Here is a 15,458-nt window from a genome sequence, read left to right as displayed (position 1 = left end):
CCAAGTATTAAGAATGACCCGTCACTGAGTTGCGTTGCGGGTGACGAGCCTCGATAATATACGCGCTTATAACCTAGAGTGTGTATCGACAAAAAACAATACCGTAGTGTATTGGCTAACTAAAAAGGTAAAAAACGTGAACCAGAAAATACAGCGTGACTATTTCCAGGACTGGAAAAGACGTGAAGCGATGGCTGAGGCCATGATCCCGCTGATTGGCAAGCTGTATCGTGAGCACAACGTAGTGACATCCATTTACAGCCGGCAAATCATCAATCGCTCTGTCATCGATATTATTAAAGCCCACCGCTTTGTCCGTCAAATAGAAGCAGAAGAGCTGGCTATTGAGGACAGTTACCCCATTCTTCAACTGCTTACCGAATTGAACTTAGGACCCGCACACATTGATGTGGGTAAGTTAGCCATTAAGTTTAAAAAGCAACAACAAGAACAGGACCTGGCTACGTTTGTTCGTCAAGAAGTTGCTGATGTCATTGATAAGCATCCAGAGGGGAGTGGCAAGGGACAAGATGTCGTGTTATACGGCTTTGGTCGCATTGGCCGATTAGTCGCACGAATATTAATTGAGCGGGCCGGTAGTGGTGATGGCTTAAACCTTAGAGCCATAGTGGTGCGTAAAGGTGGTGCAACAAATGATTTACTAAAACGGGCCAGCCTGCTGCGTCGTGACTCAATACATGGTTCATTTGGTGGCACTATAACCATTGATGAAACTAACAATGCCATCATTGTTAATGGTAATTTCATCCAGGTGATTTATGCCAACTCACCCGCTGAAGTAGACTACGCTCAGTATGGCATTAACAATGCTATTGTGGTGGACAACACGGGTATTTGGCGTGATCAAGAAAGCTTGTCACAACACTTCAAATGTCCTGGTGTCAGCCGTGTATTGTTAACTGCGCCAGGCAAAGGTGAGTTAAAAAATATCGTACAAGGTGTCAACCATCAGCTCATTACCGCAGATGATAAAATTGTGACAGCCGCATCGTGTACGACCAATGCCATTGTTCCGGTACTGAAAACGGTAAATGATCAGTTTGGTATTGAGCATGGTCATGTAGAAACGGTCCACTCCTATACCAATGATCAGAATCTCATTGATAACTACCATAAGGCTGACCGTCGTGGTCGTAGTGCACCACTAAATATGGTGATTACAGAAACGGGGGCGGCAAAAGCCGTAGCCAAGGCTCTGCCTGAGCTGAAAGGTAAACTGACAGGAAATGCGATACGCGTGCCTACGCCTAATGTTTCTTTAGCTATTCTTAATTTAACGTTAAATAAAGAGACAACAGTAGATGAGCTAAATAACTACTTGCGGGAGATTTCTCTGTACTCTGATCTGCAGAAGCAGATTGATTATGTCAATTCTCCTGAAGTGGTTTCGTCTGATTTCGTTGGTTCTCGTTATGCTGGTATTATTGATGGAGAAGCAACGATTGTAGACAACAATCGTTGTGTACTTTATGTGTGGTATGATAACGAATATGGCTATAGTTTCCAGGTGAATCGTATACTACAAACCCTGGCTAATATTCGTTATCCCATGTTTCCAAAGCCATAAATTTGGATAAAAACCCTGTGGCTATGCCATAGGGTTGTATTAGCTGTTGCTCCGCAGTACCGCAAAATCAGAATAAATACGGCGTTAAATGTGGCATAATTGCGACTGCATCATTATAATGCTGGCGATTTTTCTGTGGGGTAGTCACTCTAATTAGCCTGATGATGCTCATGTGAACCGCATTGCAAGATGTCCCTAGAAATGGGTTTTGACCTGCAAAGCTATGTGATTTTGGTGTGAGCTTTTGAGCTTATAATTAAATCACGCTTCTCAGCGCAACCACTTGACTGAACAATACAACAACAAGCGTCAGTCGCCCGTGATGGGTTAATTAGGGTAACCTTGAACGTTCAACCAGTGATAGGCATTACGTATGATCAACATCAAACGGGGCCTTGATTTACCGATCACAGGATCGCCACAGCAGACCATCGACGCTGCACGTCCAGTTCGCTCAGTAGCGATACTCGGCCGTGATTACGTTGGTATGAAGCCAACTATGGCAGTTGCTGAAGGTGATCGGGTAAAGACAGGACAGGTTATCTTTTCTGATAAAAAAACACCCGGCGTACTTTATACTGCTCCTGCAAGTGGAGTAGTGACCGCGGTCAATCGAGGTGAAAAACGTGTCTTCCAATCGCTTGTGATTGCGATTGATGGAGATGATGCGGAAACATTTGCGAGTTATGCTCCCAAAACCTTTGATCAACTGACTCAAGCACAAGTACAAGAAAACTTGATTCAGTCAGGGTTATGGACTGCTTTTCGTACGAGACCGTTTAGCAAAGTACCCGCGCCGGATACCACACCGCATTCCATTTTTGTAACGGCAATGGATACCCATCCATTAGCTGCTGACCCTGCTATCGTCATTAAAGAATATCAAGATGACTTTATTCAGGGGTTGTCGCTCATTGCTAAGCTCACTTCAGGCAAAGTATATGTTTGCCAAAGTGACAATGCGTCAATCGATGTAGGACAGGCTCCTGTCTCTGTACATCGCTTCTCAGGTCCTCATCCTGCAGGCTTACCAGGCACACATATTCACTTTCTTGATCCTGTGGGCACGAATAAGACCGTTTGGCACATTGGCTATCAGGATGTTATTGCCATTAGCCGACTGTTTACTACCGGTAAGCTTTGGCTGGAACGCGTAGTATCTCTGGCAGGTCCACAAGTCGATAAACCAAGGTTGGTTAAAACACAATTGGGTGCCAACTTGACTGACCTTACTGAAGGTGAAGTGTCAAATAAAGCCAACCGCGTCATTTCTGGTTCCGTGTTTGGTGGTTCAACCGCTAAAAATGAACTGGCGTTTCTGGGGCGTTACCATAATCAGGTGGTGGTGCTTGAGGAAGGCTATAAGCGTGAATTCATGGGGTGGTTAGCGGCAGGACAAGAGAAACACTCCGTCATGAATGTGTTCTTATCCAAACTTTCAGGTAGTAAACGCTTTCCTTTTACTACAACAACCAATGGCAGCGTCAGAGCCATGGTGCCAGTGGGTAATTACGAAAAAATTATGCCACTGGATATTTTGCCAACACAGTTACTTCGGTCGTTGATTGTGGGTGATACCGAAATGGCTCAAAAGTTAGGCTGTTTGGAGCTTGATGAGGAAGATTTGGCACTGTGCAGCTATGTATGTGCAGGCAAATATGAGTACGGGCCAATCCTTCGTGACAACCTGAACCGTATTGAGCAGGAGGGTTGAAGATGAGCTTGCGACAGTTTCTCGACAAAATAGAGCCTAATTTCCATAAAGGGGGGAAGTACGAGAAATGGTATGCGCTGTATGAAGCGGCTGACACCATTTTTTATACCCCAGGCAAAGTGACTGGCTGCACCTCGCATGTCCGTGATGGTATTGACCTGAAGCGGATCATGATTACGGTTTGGTTCTGTACATTTCCTGCCATGTTTTTTGGTATGTACAACGTTGGCTGGCAAGCATTACAAGCGATGCCTGCAGCGGGTGTCACTGAAGTGGATGGCTTGCGTGGTGTATTTATCGGTCTGCTGAGTAGCTATGATGCCAGTAGCTGGTGGGATTGCTTGATATATGGGGCTGCCTACTTTTTACCTGTTTATATTGTAACCTTCATTGTGGGTGGTTTTTGGGAAGTATTATTTGCTTCTACTCGCGGTCATGAAGTTAATGAAGGCTTCTTTGTGACTTCAATCTTATTTGCGTTGATCTTACCGCCTACGGTTCCCTTATGGCAGGTTGCTCTGGGTATTTCGTTTGGGGTGGTCATTGGGAAAGAGGTCTTTGGTGGTACGGGGAAAAACTTCCTTAACCCAGCGCTAACTGGCCGTGCTTTCTTATTCTTCGCATACCCAGCACAAATGTCAGGTGATGCTGTTTGGACAGCCGTTGATAACTTTACTGGTGCAACCGCTTTAGGGGTAGCTGCCTCCCATGGAATGGAAACACTTCAAAATACCTATACTTGGGCTGAGGCCTTTGTAGGAACCATTCCTGGATCTATTGGTGAAACCTCTACTTTGGCTATTATGCTGGGTGGTTTGGTCTTGCTGATCACGGGTATTGCTTCCTGGCGTATCGTTGCTGGTGTGATGGTTGGCATGATTGCCACTGCGTTGTTATTCAATGTCATTGCCTCTGACACAAACCATATGTTTGCTATGCCTTGGTACTGGCACCTGGTATTGGGTGGCTTTGCCTTTGGTATGTTCTTTATGGCCACAGACCCAGTTTCAGCATCAATGACTGATACGGGTAAATGGTATTTCGGTGGCTTGATTGGTGTGATGGCTGTATTGATTCGGGTAATCAACCCGGCATTCCCAGAAGGAATGATGTTAGCCATTCTATTTGCCAATCTGTTTGCACCATTGATTGACCATTTTGTGGTGCAAGCAAATATCAAGCGGCGGGAGGCAAGACTCAATGTCAGCTAGTAATGACTCAATTAAGAAAACGATTACCGTTTCTGTCCTGCTGTGTTTGGTCTGCTCAGTTCTCGTCTCTGGAGCAGCAGTATTGTTGCGGGATACCCAGAAACAAAACAAACAGCTGGATAAACAGCGTAGCATTTTGGAAATTGCAGGGCTAATGCAGCCTGGTAAGCCTATTGCTGAACAGTTTAAGTCGGTTACGCCTAAAATTGTTGATCTACAAACAGGTCAATTTGCTGATAAGGTTAAGGTCAGTAGCTATGACCAGCGCAAAGCCGCAAAAGATCCTAAGCGGTCTGAGATCGTTCCTGCTGATCAGGATGTTGCCAGCATTAAGCGTAAAGCGCATTACGCGACAGTTTATGTGGTAGAAAAAAACAATGCCATTGATACCATTATTTTACCAGTACATGGTTATGGACTTTGGTCCACGATGTATGGTTTTCTGGCGTTGAAGGGTGATACCAAGACAGTTGTAGGATTTGGCTTCTATGATCAGGGGGAAACACCTGGCTTAGGAGGTGAAGTAGACAATCCTAAGTGGAAATCACTGTGGCCTGGCAAAGAAGTTTATGATGACCAGTTTCAAGTGAAGATCAACTTGGTCAAAGGGGGAGCAAACCCAAGTAATCCAAACTTTGATCACCAGGTTGATGGCTTGGCTGGTGCGACCTTAACTACGCGTGGAGTTGAAAACCTACTGCACTTTTGGTTAGGCGAAAATGGCTTTGGACCCTTCTTGGCTAACTTAAGAGCGGGGAAAGCATAATGAGTAATACCAAAGAAATCATCTTATCCCCAATTTTGGATAATAATCCCATTGCGTTGCAAATTTTGGGGATATGTTCTGCTCTGGCGGTAACCAGTAATTTGCAGACGACTGTTGTTATGTGTATTGCACTGACATTGGTGACTGCATTTTCAAATATGTCTGTCTCCTTAATTCGTCACCATATACCCAGCAGTATTCGTATTATTGTGCAAATGACGATTATTGCTTCATTGGTTATTGTGGTGGATCAGGTGCTGAAAGCCTATGCCTATAGCATTAGTAAGCAGCTGTCTGTGTTTGTGGGGCTGATTATTACTAACTGTATTGTCATGGGTCGTGCTGAAGCCTTTGCCATGAAAAACCCTCCTATCCCAAGCTTTATTGATGGTATTGGGAATGGTTTAGGTTATAGCGTTATCCTGCTTACACTCGGTGTTATTCGAGAATTATTGGGTGCAGGAAAACTATTTGGTGTAGAAATTTTGCCACTGGTTAGTGAAGGTGGCTGGTATCAACCCAACGGTTTATTACTGTTACCTCCCTCTGCATTTTTCCTGATTGGTTTGATCATTTGGGGACTTCGTACCTGGAAGAAAAATCAAGTGGAAAAACCTGATTATAAACTGGCAGCCCACAGCAAATATAAGGAGGCTATGTAATCATGATCGAACATTACATCAGCTTATTTATCCGGGCGGTGTTCATTGAGAACATGGCTTTGGCCTTCTTCCTGGGGATGTGTACCTTCCTGGCTATTTCTAAAAAAGTTGAAGCCGCTATTGGTTTGGGGATTGCCGTAGTCGTTGTCCAAGCGGTTACGGTTCCTGTCAATAATCTGCTTTATCAGCACGTTTTGAAAGAAGGTGCTTTGGCCTGGGCAGGCTTGCCAGATGTGGACTTGTCATTCCTTGGTTATTTAAGTTACATCGGTGTTATCGCTGCAATCGTACAGATTTTGGAGATGGTGTTGGATAAGTATGTGCCTGCGCTATATAACGCACTTGGCGTATTCTTACCATTGATTACCGTAAACTGTGCAATTATGGGAGCCTCACTCTTTATGGTGGAGCGTGATTACACCTTTGCAGAAAGTACCGTATACGGTATTGGTGCAGGTATTGGCTGGGCATTAGCCATTGTTGCGCTGGCGGGTATCCGCGAAAAGCTGAAATACAGTGATGTGCCTGAAGGGCTACAAGGTCTGGGTGTAACATTTATCACCGTTGGCTTGATGTCACTTGGTTTTATGTCTTTTTCTGGCGTACAACTTTAAGCCGTTTTATGTACCAACAGCGTGTGAATAATAAGGAAACGATATGTCAGGTATCAGTGTAATCCTGCTCGGGGTTGCCATGTTTACGGTCATCGTCCTTGCATTGGTGGCAGTAATCCTGGTAGCTCGCTCCAAGCTGGTGAGTACTGGCGATGTCACAATCAATATTAATGATGACCCCGAGAAGTCAGTAACAACGGCGGCTGGAGGCAAGCTCCTCCAAACCCTAGCAGATAACAATATTTTCTTGTCATCCGCCTGTGGTGGTGGTGGCTCTTGTGCTCAGTGTAAGTGTAAGGTTTTGGATGGAGGTGGCTCTATCCTTCCTACCGAAGAGTCTCACTTTAACCGCCGTGAAGCGAATGAGGGCTGGCGCTTAGCGTGTCAGGTTCCTGTTAAGCAGAACATGAACATTGAAGTCCCTGAAGAATTTTTTGGGGTGAAAAAGTGGGAATGTACGGTTAAGTCAAACCATAATGTTGCGACCTTCATCAAAGAGCTTGTTTTGGAGCTTCCTGAAGGTGAGGTGGTAAATTTCCGTGCAGGTGGTTATGTTCAGTTGGAAGCACCTCCACATGAAGTTCATTATAAGGACTTTGTGGTTGAAGATGAGTACCGACCAGATTGGGATAAGTTTAACCTGTGGCAGTATGTTTCAAAGGTTGATGAACCTGTGATTCGTGCCTATTCCATGGCCAACTATCCTGAAGAAAAAGGTATTCTGAAGTTTAATATTCGGATTGCTTCACCACCTCCAGGCTCTGATGTGCCTCCTGGCAAGATGTCTTCCTGGGTATTTAACCTTAAACCTGGCGATAAAGTGACGGTATACGGTCCCTTTGGTGAGTTTTTTGCGAAAAAAACGGATGCAGAAATGGTATTCATTGGTGGTGGTGCGGGTATGGCACCAATGCGGGCACATATTTTTGATCAGCTTAAGCGCTTGCAGTCTACACGTAAGATGTCTTTTTGGTATGGTGCGCGTAGTAAACGTGAGATGTTTTATATTGAGGACTATGATCAGCTTGCGGCTGAGAATGAAAACTTTAAGTGGCATGTTGCGCTTTCAGATCCTCAGCCAGAAGATAATTGGAATGGGTACACAGGTTTTATCCATCAGGTGTTGCTTGAAAATTACTTGAAAGATCATCCAGCACCTGAAGACTGTGAATACTACATGTGTGGACCTCCCATGATGAACGCTGCCGTCATCAAAATGCTTGAAGACTTGGGTGTTGAGCCTGAAAATATCCTGCTTGATGATTTTGGTGGTTAATACGGAATTGGTTAAAAGTGAATATTGTGTGTCAGCGAGTGCTGACATGACACAACGCTTTAGATAACTGTAAAAAGGGTTCGGTCAGCATGATTGAACCCTTTTTTGCTTATAGCAAGTGCTAAAGCTGTCGTTGTTTAGTATCAGTGAGTACCGTAGTGAACATACTTGAACAATATGTGTATGCGAAGAGAAATGCTTTTGGGTATGCCATTCAATTGCTGTTTGTTTGTTTGTTAGCAGGTTGTAACCAGCAGACTATTGAACAGGTGAGTGGACCAACGATGGGAACCTCTTATCAGGTTAAGTATATTGCGGTTGATGGTGTCAGTCAGCCAGAGGTAGCTCAGCGTGTTGATGCTGTATTGGCTGATATCAACCAGCGTATGTCAACGTATATTTCCACTTCAGAGTTAATGCAATTTAATCAGGCGCCAACTGAAGAGGTATTTAAGCTTTCGAATGATATTGTAACGCTTGTTGCGCTTAGTCAGGAAATTTCTGAAATGAGTGGTGGACGTTATGATGTTACTGTGGGTCCTTTAGTTAACTTGTGGGGATTTGGCCCTGATAAGCGGCCCACAACAGTTCCCTCTGACCAAGCACTGGCCGAAGCTTTTGCTAAAGTGGGTTACCACTATGTTAAAGCGGATAAGCAAGCCTCTACTTTACTGAAAGAAAAACCTGTTTTTGTTGATTTATCCTCTATAGCCAAAGGCTATGCTGTTGATAAAGTCGCGGATGCACTCGACACAATGGGTATTAGCAGCTATCTGGTAGAAGTGGGAGGAGAGTTAAAAATTAAAGGTGAAAAAGCAGCGGGTGTTCCTTGGCGTATTGGTATTGAAGAACCTGTTTTGGGGCAGCGTAAAGCCAGTGCTGCCATTGAAGCTCCAGGTAAGGGAATAGCCACCTCAGGGGATTATCGCAACTATTATGAAATAGATGGGCAGCGATTCTCACACACTATTAACCCGCTCACTGGTCATCCTATTACGCATAAGCTTGCTTCTGTGACGGTGGTGCATCCTTCAGTTGCTATGGCTGATGGACTGGCAACGATGTTAATGGTTGTTGGCTATCCTGAAGGTATGACACTGGCAAAAGAGCATGACCTGGCAGCATACTTTATTGTCAAAGAGGAAGAAGGGTTTGCCAGTTACGCATCACCAGCATTTCAACCGTATCTTGCAACTGATGCGAGAGAGGAGTAAGGCATGACTATCGTCTTTTTAGTTTTTTTTATGATGTTACTGGTCATTGTAGGTATGGCTGTGGGGGTAATATTTGCACGAAAACCACTCAAAGGTTCGTGTGGAGGATTAAACGCATTAGGTATGAAAACGGCGTGTGAAGTCTGCGGTGGAAATCAGGATAAATGTAAAAAAAATACTCAGTCCACAGTTACCTCAAACAGCGATGTGGATGAGAATGCCACTGAATTCTACGATGCGGCTAAGTAATCACATCCTGAACAATACTGCTTTAGTGGCTTTTTAACATTAAGCTAAGTATTTCTGAGGGAGGATGTCTTTAGAAACAACCCCCTCAAAAAAAGTATATTAAAGTCGTTATTTTTAGCCTAGCAAGAACGTATGAGACTAATGGAGTACCATGGTGGTCGGTGTCACAAATTATGATGTAGTCGTATTGGGATCTGGACCTGCAGGTGAAGGCGCTGCAATCAATGCACGAAAACTGGGAAAACGGGTTGCGTTAATAGAACAACAGCATCAACTCGGTGGTAACTGTACCCATTGGGGAACAATCCCCTCTAAAGCGTTACGCCATGCAGTAAAAGAAATTATCAGTTTTAATACAAAACCGATGTTTCGTGAGATCGGTGAGCCTCGCTGGTTTAGTTTTCACAATGTCCTAAAAAATGCGGAAAAAGTGATTGCAAAGCAGGTTAAATCAAGAACGCAATATTTAGCGCGTAATCGGATTGATATTTTTTTTGGGCGCGCAAGCTTTGTTAATGAACATACTATTGAAGTGCTGGATCGTAATGGAACAATACAGCACTTGGAGACCCAGCAGGTAATCATTGCTACAGGATCTCGTCCTTACCGCCCGGCCGATATTGATTTTAGCCATCCTCGTATTTATGACAGCGATACCATTCTTAGTTTAAAACATACGCCACGTCGTATTGTCATTTATGGGGCTGGGGTTATTGGCTGTGAATATGCCTCAATTTTCAGTGGGCTGGGGGTGAAGGTCGATTTAATCAATACCCGCGATAAACTGCTGTCTTTTCTGGATGAAGAAATTTCTGATGCCTTGAGTTATCACCTGCGTCATATTGGTGTGGTGACTTGGAATAATGAAGAGTACGAGAAGGTGGAAGGTGTTGATGATGGTGTCATCATTTATCTTCGTTCTGGCAAGCGATTTAAGGCAGATGCCTTACTTTGGGCTAATGGCCGTACGGGTAATACCCAAGGGATGGGTCTGGAAAATATTGGTTTAATGCCCAATAGCCGGGGGCAATTGGATGTTAACGAGCAATATCAGACTGTGCTGGAACATATTTATGCGGCCGGTGATGTGATTGGTTGGCCGAGTCTAGCCAGTGCTGCATTTGATCAAGGGCGTTCTGCGGCAGGCAATGCAGCAAGTAATGAGCAGTGGCGGTTTGTAAATGATGTGCCCACAGGTATTTATACTATTCCTGAAATAAGCTCTATTGGTATGACGGAGCAAGAGTTGACTTCTGCCAAAATACCTTATGAGATTGGGCAGGCATATTTTGAATCGATGGCTAGGGCACAAATCAGTAATGAAACCGTGGGTATGCTGAAAATTCTGTTTCACCGTGAAACGCTAGAAATTTTGGGTATTCACTGCTTTGGTGATCAGGCATCAGAGATTGTGCATATAGGTCAGGCTATTATGAGCCAAAAAGGTGAAGCTAATAGCTTGCGTTATTTTGTCAACACGACATTCAACTATCCGACCATGGCAGAGGCCTATCGTGTCGCTGCACTTGATGGTTTAAACCGTTTATTTTAATCACATTGATGACAGCATTAACCTGCTTGTTGCTGTGTTGACGTGTCTAAGTGGAGATAGCGAGTAGGCCAGTCGGTAATAATGCTATCCACTTGGCAGTCACACATCTGCTGTATATCCTTGGCTTCATTTACCGTCCAGGTTGAGACCTCAAGTTGCTTGGCCTTGGCAGCCGCGACCAGTGAAGGATTACAGCGCTTATAATAAAGTACTAATAACTGGCAGTTTAATGCTTGGGCTATACGAATGGGCTGTGGATGGTGCTCTACAACAACGCCAAGACGATAGGGTCGTTTAGAATTCTGTAAATAATCTAAGCAGTGCCAAACGCCTGAGGTGATGACAACATCGCTTCGAAGTACACGGTGCATTAGCCACTGATGGGCTGCTTCAGCAACGGCATAAGCCTCCGCTCGATTATCGGCTTTCAGTTCAAGCTGCAAATGTTCAATTTCGGGACAGGCATCAATCAATGTATTTAATGAGGGAATACGTGCCGGTTGATTCCATCCATTGAGTGCATAGCGTGCATCAAGCATTCTCAATTGATCATAAGTCTGGTTTGCTACTTTTCCTTGTCCGTTTGTCGTTCGGTTTACGGTGCTGTCGTGGATCACCATTAACTGATGATCCTGACTTAACCTCAAATCAAGTTCAAAATGGCGAACGCCATGGGCAATCGCATGCCGAAAACCGACAAGGGTATTTTCAGGTGCTTCATTCCGCGCACCACGATGTCCTATGACCAGCATTACAATGAGCGATTATGGTTTTTGATGAACAACACTATGCAGTACCTGTCGACGATCAAAATACACCGTAAAGCGGTCATAATCCCAACGCGTTATGACAGGCTGGCCCACTGAGTGAGTCGCTTTAGGTTCACCGTACTGATTACGAACCTGCTGCTCAGTTAAGCCATGACGGGGCAAGTCGCCTGCTTCAGTCTGTTGCTTCTGGTCCGCAATATTAACGGTTTCACCCCAGCAGCTAAGGCTCAAAAAGAGTGTAAGACTGGTAATAACTAACGACTTCATGATGAGTACTCCTAGTCAGATTGATCAAGCCTCGCCCGGCGTTGCTGGGCCTGAAATTGAATAACATGTTTCGCTAACAGTTGTCTATCACTGTCACTGATGCATTCAAATGTGATGTGGTTTGTATAGGCTTTATTTTCTTCTTCACAAGATACAACGCGTCCAGATAATAGCATTCCTGCATAAGAAGGAAATAAAACAAGTTTTATGGCAATATACCCTCCCTTTGGTAAAGGTGCTGATGAGCTGAAGGCAATACCACCTTCACTTAAGTTGACTGATTGACGTGGTAGTGACGCAATATCTTCACTGCAGGCAGCAAGGATACGACTGAGCAATTGAATTCGGCGGTCAATATTTTTTAAGTAATTGGCTACTTGACGATCCTGCTCATGAATGGAGCGTAAGATATGTTGTGACTCTGCTTCAATAGTCTGCATTTCAGTAATGAGCTGAAACTGCTCAGAGGTATTACTGAAGGGATAGGCTGTTGCATCTGGCGCAATGAGCTCAGACATGAGCTGGTATTCGATGGCGACCATGTCATCGATGCGGAAATAATTGCGGTGGTCTTGTACATCGTCAGCCATAACTAACCAAACCGTTATTTTTCGTTTTTTGCATTCAAGAATATCTGTTTTAGAGTGTAGCAGCCATTTATTGAGGGCTAAGGCAAAACTGCATGTTTAAACCATTACCACTGTTTATTGGGCTGCGATATACCGCAGCGAAGCGGCGCAATCACTTCATTTCATTTACCTCGTTAATTTCACTTGTTGGCCTGGTATTAGGAGTGATGGTCCTGATCATTGTGTTATCTGTTATGAATGGCTTTGATCGGGAATTAAAGCAGCGCATTTTAGGGATGGTTCCTCACGCCAAAATCACCAAGGTGTATGGCACGATTACGGACTGGGAAAGTTTAATTAAGCAAATGGAACGTTCTCCTAGAGTGATTAGTGCAGCGCCTTTCAATAATACGCAGGGTATGCTGACCTCTAATGGACGGGTGCAACCCGTTGCTATCTATGGCGTGGCTCCAGAATTTGAACGTCGGGTATCAATCGTTAATGAGCATATGCGAGCAGGTAAACTGGCAGATTTAAAGCCTGGTCACTTTGATATTGTGCTGGGGGATATTGTGGCCCGCAGGTTGGGAGCGCAAGTCGGGGATAAGGTTACACTGGTATTACCTGATGCCTCTGTTAATCCTGCAGGCGTTTTTCCTCGAATGAAACGATTTAATGTGGTGGGTATTTTTGAGGTTGGGGCAGAACTGGATAGTTCTTTGTCGATTATTCATTATCAGGATGCCGCAAAACTATTACGTATCAAGGACGGTGTGCAGGGTATTCGCTTAAAAATGGTGGACTTGTTTACTGCCCGAGAGGATATCGGCAAGCTCGCAAACACGTTGCATGAGCGTTATTATTATAGTGATTGGACCCGTACCCATGGCAGTCTATTTCAAGCAATTCAAATGGAAAAAACCATGATTGGCTTGTTGCTTACCCTTATTGTGGCGGTAGCAGCATTTAATATTGTCTCAACATTGGTCATGGTGGTGACAGATAAGCAGTCTGACATTGCTATTTTGCGTACATTTGGTGCCAGCACTAAAACCATCATGGGCATTTTTATTGTACAGGGCTCTGTTATAGGGGTTTCAGGCACGCTACTTGGGGTTATCCTGGGAGTACTTGTGGGTGCTAATGTGCCAGAAATAGTGGATTGGATTGAGAAAACCTTTGAAATACAATTTTTAAGCGGTGATGTGTATTTTATAGATTACCTCCCATCACAGTTGCAGTGGGGCGATGTTGGCATTATTACAGCTGCTGCCTTGTCATTAAGCTTTTTAGCTACGCTCTATCCTGCCTATCGAGCATCCCGTACTCAACCTGCAGAGGCACTGCGTTATGAATAATCAGCATGTATTAGTGTGTCAAAAGTTGGTTAAACGTTATCAGGAAGGTCCTACTGAAGTTGAAGTACTAAAGCGTGTGGACATGCAGCTGAGTGCGGGTGAACGAATCGCAATTGTAGGGAGCTCTGGTTCAGGTAAAACCACGTTATTGAACCTGTTAGGTGGATTAGATACACCAACAGAAGGTGAGGTGCTGCTAGATGGGCAGCAGATCAGTAAAATGGGTGAAAATGAGCGCGGACAGTTACGCAACAGTAAGCTGGGTTTTGTTTATCAGTTTCACCATTTATTACCAGAGTTCACGGCGCTTGAAAATGTTGCTATGCCCTTGTTAATGCGCTCTCAGGTTAAGCTTAATACCGTTAAAGAACAGGCGATAGAGCTGCTGACCCGAGTGGGGTTAAGTCATCGACTTGATCATAAACCAGGAGAGCTATCTGGAGGTGAGCGGCAGCGGGTGGCTATTGCCAGAGCGTTAGTGACAACACCCTGCTGTGTTTTGCTGGATGAACCTACAGGAAATTTAGATCAGCATACGGCGCATACTATTCATGAGCTAATGCAGGAGCTAAGTCAAACCACAAAGACGGCCTTTTTGGTGGTCACGCATGATTTGGCTTTAGCGAATCAAATGGATAGAGTTTTGAAACTGGTTGAGGGTGAGCTGATCGCTGCATAATACTAGCGTTTGAGCAGCAATTGGCTTTGCATCAATAAAAGAAGCAAGCCTCTTATTGAGGTTGCTTCTTACATGAGCTGCTGCTAGTCGTTTTCAGAAGGTGCCTGATATTGGCTAGGATCAATGGTTTTTCCTAGGGATCGTTTGTCAATACGGCGGTTTCCTCCTACCACTTCATAGCGAAATACCACCATATCGCCCACTACAACTTCAAGGGATTGTTCAGCCGATAAATAGTTGTAGTTTTCCCCGTCAACGGTCAGGGTGTGGATATAATATTCAGGCATACCCAACCATTCTTTATGAGGACCGTCAGTGTTAATGGCTTCCAAAATGCCTTTACCCTGACTTTTCTTTTTACCTTTACGGAAACCTTGGTAACCTTTTCTCATAACACTCAACTACATCAAATTGTTGGTTTAAAGAAGCTAATGATTTTGCTGTCGCGTTTTGCGTAGCTTTCGACTGTGCCAACTACGGGTAACATGCCAACGCCAGTAGAGGCGAATAGTTAAGTAGCTCACAGCACCTAAAAATAGTCCTGTAATAATAGAGCCAAAATAAAGTGGCTGCCAAATACGCCCAAGTTCATGTTCAAACCATTCTACCGTCATAGTGAACTCTATATCACTTACGGGTGTGCCTAAAAGGTAGCAGCCGACCTTATAGGTGAAGTAAAAAATGGCAGGCATAGTGATAGGGTTAGTAATCCAGACCAATGCGATAGATATCGGTAGGTTACAGCGTACTAGCATTGCTAAGACGCCCGCTACCAGCATTTGCATTGGAATGGGTAAGAATGCACAGAAAATACCCACAAAAAAAGCGCCAGCAACAGATCGTCGATTTAAATGCCATAGGTTTGGGTCATGAATGCGATCTCCAAGATAACGAAGAGAGCGGTTGTTTTTAATTTTTTCGGGGCTAGGTAAAAATCGACGGATAAGTTTCTTTGGCATGAAAGGGCTC

General features: G+C 44.3%; 17 protein-coding genes. 12 read left to right on the top strand and 5 right to left on the bottom strand.

The genetic code is table 11. The features are described from left to right. Positions 1-136 precede the first annotated feature (136 nt). The 10 genes from ACQ96U_RS07260 to sthA all read left to right on the top strand — a co-directional run bounded on the left by ACQ96U_RS07260 (position 137) and on the right by sthA (position 10,846). Positions 137-1,588 (top strand): glyceraldehyde-3-phosphate dehydrogenase, encoded by a 1,452-nt coding sequence (locus tag ACQ96U_RS07260; protein WP_431720570.1) that lies wholly within the window; start codon positions 137-139, stop codon positions 1,586-1,588. A 373-nt stretch (positions 1,589-1,961) separates the two neighbouring features. Beyond that, entirely contained in the window at positions 1,962-3,302 is a 1,341-nt protein-coding gene (locus ACQ96U_RS07255; protein ID WP_431720569.1) for a Na(+)-translocating NADH-quinone reductase subunit A, read from the top strand. Positions 3,303-3,304: 2 nt separating this feature from the next. Further along, positions 3,305-4,513: an NADH:ubiquinone reductase (Na(+)-transporting) subunit B gene (locus tag ACQ96U_RS07250; RefSeq protein ID WP_431720568.1), complete on the top strand. Its 1,209-nt coding sequence runs from the start codon at positions 3,305-3,307 to the stop codon at positions 4,511-4,513. Beyond that, positions 4,503-5,279, top strand: a complete 777-nt coding sequence (locus tag ACQ96U_RS07245) for a Na(+)-translocating NADH-quinone reductase subunit C (protein ID WP_431720567.1) — start codon at positions 4,503-4,505, stop codon at positions 5,277-5,279. The genes ACQ96U_RS07250 and ACQ96U_RS07245 overlap by 11 nt, the downstream gene beginning before the upstream one ends. Beyond that, positions 5,279-5,941, top strand: a complete 663-nt coding sequence (locus ACQ96U_RS07240; RefSeq protein WP_431720566.1) for an NADH:ubiquinone reductase (Na(+)-transporting) subunit D — start codon at positions 5,279-5,281, stop codon at positions 5,939-5,941. The genes ACQ96U_RS07245 and ACQ96U_RS07240 overlap by 1 nt, the downstream gene beginning before the upstream one ends. A gap of 2 nt (positions 5,942-5,943) precedes the next feature. Next, positions 5,944-6,555, top strand: coding sequence for an NADH:ubiquinone reductase (Na(+)-transporting) subunit E (gene nqrE / locus ACQ96U_RS07235; RefSeq protein ID WP_431720565.1), 612 nt, complete (start codon positions 5,944-5,946; stop codon positions 6,553-6,555). A gap of 43 nt (positions 6,556-6,598) precedes the next feature. Continuing rightward, positions 6,599-7,831 carry an NADH:ubiquinone reductase (Na(+)-transporting) subunit F gene (gene nqrF, locus ACQ96U_RS07230; protein ID WP_431720564.1) on the top strand — a complete coding sequence of 411 codons (1,233 nt, stop codon included), beginning with the start codon at positions 6,599-6,601 and terminating at the stop codon, positions 7,829-7,831. A gap of 158 nt (positions 7,832-7,989) precedes the next feature. After that, a complete protein-coding gene (locus ACQ96U_RS07225; RefSeq protein WP_431720563.1) occupies positions 7,990-9,045 on the top strand; it encodes an FAD:protein FMN transferase in 1,056 nt (351 codons plus the stop codon). A gap of 3 nt (positions 9,046-9,048) precedes the next feature. Beyond that, positions 9,049-9,294, top strand: a complete 246-nt coding sequence (nqrM, locus tag ACQ96U_RS07220; RefSeq protein ID WP_431720562.1) for a (Na+)-NQR maturation NqrM — start codon at positions 9,049-9,051, stop codon at positions 9,292-9,294. Between the two features lie 151 nt (positions 9,295-9,445). Beyond that, positions 9,446-10,846, top strand: a complete 1,401-nt coding sequence (gene sthA, locus ACQ96U_RS07215) for a Si-specific NAD(P)(+) transhydrogenase (RefSeq protein WP_431720561.1) — start codon at positions 9,446-9,448, stop codon at positions 10,844-10,846. A gap of 17 nt (positions 10,847-10,863) precedes the next feature. Here the strand turns inward: sthA and ACQ96U_RS07210 are convergent, their stop codons facing one another. From ACQ96U_RS07210 to ACQ96U_RS07200, 3 genes are read right to left on the bottom strand one after another with little or no spacing between them, the layout of a single operon-like run. Then, on the bottom strand, positions 10,864-11,598 hold the full coding sequence (locus tag ACQ96U_RS07210; protein WP_431720560.1) for a glycerophosphodiester phosphodiesterase: 735 nt from the start codon (positions 11,596-11,598) through the stop codon (positions 10,864-10,866). A 12-nt stretch (positions 11,599-11,610) separates the two neighbouring features. Next, positions 11,611-11,883: a hypothetical protein gene (locus tag ACQ96U_RS07205; RefSeq protein WP_431720559.1), complete on the bottom strand. Its 273-nt coding sequence runs from the start codon at positions 11,881-11,883 to the stop codon at positions 11,611-11,613. Positions 11,884-11,894: 11 nt separating this feature from the next. After that, the gene (locus tag ACQ96U_RS07200) at positions 11,895-12,473 is read right to left on the bottom strand and encodes a PilZ domain-containing protein (RefSeq protein WP_431720558.1); all 579 of its coding nucleotides are present in this window, start codon (positions 12,471-12,473) and stop codon (positions 11,895-11,897) included. Positions 12,474-12,565: 92 nt separating this feature from the next. On the opposite strand from ACQ96U_RS07200, the gene ACQ96U_RS07195 reads away from it, so the two are divergent. Both ACQ96U_RS07195 and lolD read left to right on the top strand, forming a co-directional pair. Next, entirely contained in the window at positions 12,566-13,810 is a 1,245-nt protein-coding gene (locus ACQ96U_RS07195; RefSeq protein WP_431720557.1) for a lipoprotein-releasing ABC transporter permease subunit, read from the top strand. Further along, the gene (gene lolD, locus ACQ96U_RS07190; RefSeq protein WP_431720556.1) at positions 13,803-14,489 is read left to right on the top strand and encodes a lipoprotein-releasing ABC transporter ATP-binding protein LolD; all 687 of its coding nucleotides are present in this window, start codon (positions 13,803-13,805) and stop codon (positions 14,487-14,489) included. The genes ACQ96U_RS07195 and lolD overlap by 8 nt, the downstream gene beginning before the upstream one ends. 83 nt (positions 14,490-14,572) lie before the next feature. Here the strand turns inward: lolD and ACQ96U_RS07185 are convergent, their stop codons facing one another. Together ACQ96U_RS07185 and ACQ96U_RS07180 are read right to left on the bottom strand one after the other, a co-directional pair. Next, entirely contained in the window at positions 14,573-14,881 is a 309-nt protein-coding gene (locus tag ACQ96U_RS07185) for a hypothetical protein (RefSeq protein ID WP_431720555.1), read from the bottom strand. 36 nt (positions 14,882-14,917) lie between these two features. Next, complete coding sequence (locus ACQ96U_RS07180) at positions 14,918-15,448, bottom strand: DUF2062 domain-containing protein (protein ID WP_431720554.1); 531 nt, start codon at positions 15,446-15,448, stop codon at positions 14,918-14,920. Between the last annotated feature and the right edge of the window lie 10 nt (positions 15,449-15,458).

This window comes from Zooshikella sp. RANM57 (genome assembly GCF_050749885.1).
Lineage (GTDB): Bacteria > Pseudomonadota > Gammaproteobacteria > Pseudomonadales > Zooshikellaceae > Zooshikella.
Note: the sequence above shows the minus strand (reverse complement) of the source record. Positions and strands in the feature narration are given on the sequence as shown.

Bases quoted from the DNA above. Each gene is read 5' to 3' on its own strand.
- ACQ96U_RS07205 (WP_431720559.1), bottom strand. From the start codon at position 11,883: ATGAAGTCGTTAGTTATTACCAGTCTTACACTCTTTTTGAGCCTTAGC.
- lolD (WP_431720556.1), top strand. From the start codon at position 13,803: ATGAATAATCAGCATGTATTAGTGTGTCAAAAGTTGGTTAAACGTTAT.
- ACQ96U_RS07195 (WP_431720557.1), top strand. From the start codon at position 12,566: ATGTTTAAACCATTACCACTGTTTATTGGGCTGCGATATACCGCAGCG.
- ACQ96U_RS07180 (WP_431720554.1), bottom strand. From the start codon at position 15,448: ATGCCAAAGAAACTTATCCGTCGATTTTTACCTAGCCCCGAAAAAATT.
- nqrF (WP_431720564.1), top strand. From the start codon at position 6,599: ATGTCAGGTATCAGTGTAATCCTGCTCGGGGTTGCCATGTTTACGGTC.
- nqrE (WP_431720565.1), top strand. From the start codon at position 5,944: ATGATCGAACATTACATCAGCTTATTTATCCGGGCGGTGTTCATTGAG.
- ACQ96U_RS07245 (WP_431720567.1), top strand. From the start codon at position 4,503: ATGTCAGCTAGTAATGACTCAATTAAGAAAACGATTACCGTTTCTGTC.
- ACQ96U_RS07185 (WP_431720555.1), bottom strand. From the start codon at position 14,881: ATGAGAAAAGGTTACCAAGGTTTCCGTAAAGGTAAAAAGAAAAGTCAG.
- ACQ96U_RS07200 (WP_431720558.1), bottom strand. From the start codon at position 12,473: ATGGCTGACGATGTACAAGACCACCGCAATTATTTCCGCATCGATGAC.
- nqrM (WP_431720562.1), top strand. From the start codon at position 9,049: ATGACTATCGTCTTTTTAGTTTTTTTTATGATGTTACTGGTCATTGTA.
- ACQ96U_RS07255 (WP_431720569.1), top strand. From the start codon at position 1,962: ATGATCAACATCAAACGGGGCCTTGATTTACCGATCACAGGATCGCCA.
- sthA (WP_431720561.1), top strand. From the start codon at position 9,446: ATGGTGGTCGGTGTCACAAATTATGATGTAGTCGTATTGGGATCTGGA.
- ACQ96U_RS07250 (WP_431720568.1), top strand. From the start codon at position 3,305: ATGAGCTTGCGACAGTTTCTCGACAAAATAGAGCCTAATTTCCATAAA.
- ACQ96U_RS07210 (WP_431720560.1), bottom strand. From the start codon at position 11,598: ATGCTGGTCATAGGACATCGTGGTGCGCGGAATGAAGCACCTGAAAAT.
- ACQ96U_RS07240 (WP_431720566.1), top strand. From the start codon at position 5,279: ATGAGTAATACCAAAGAAATCATCTTATCCCCAATTTTGGATAATAAT.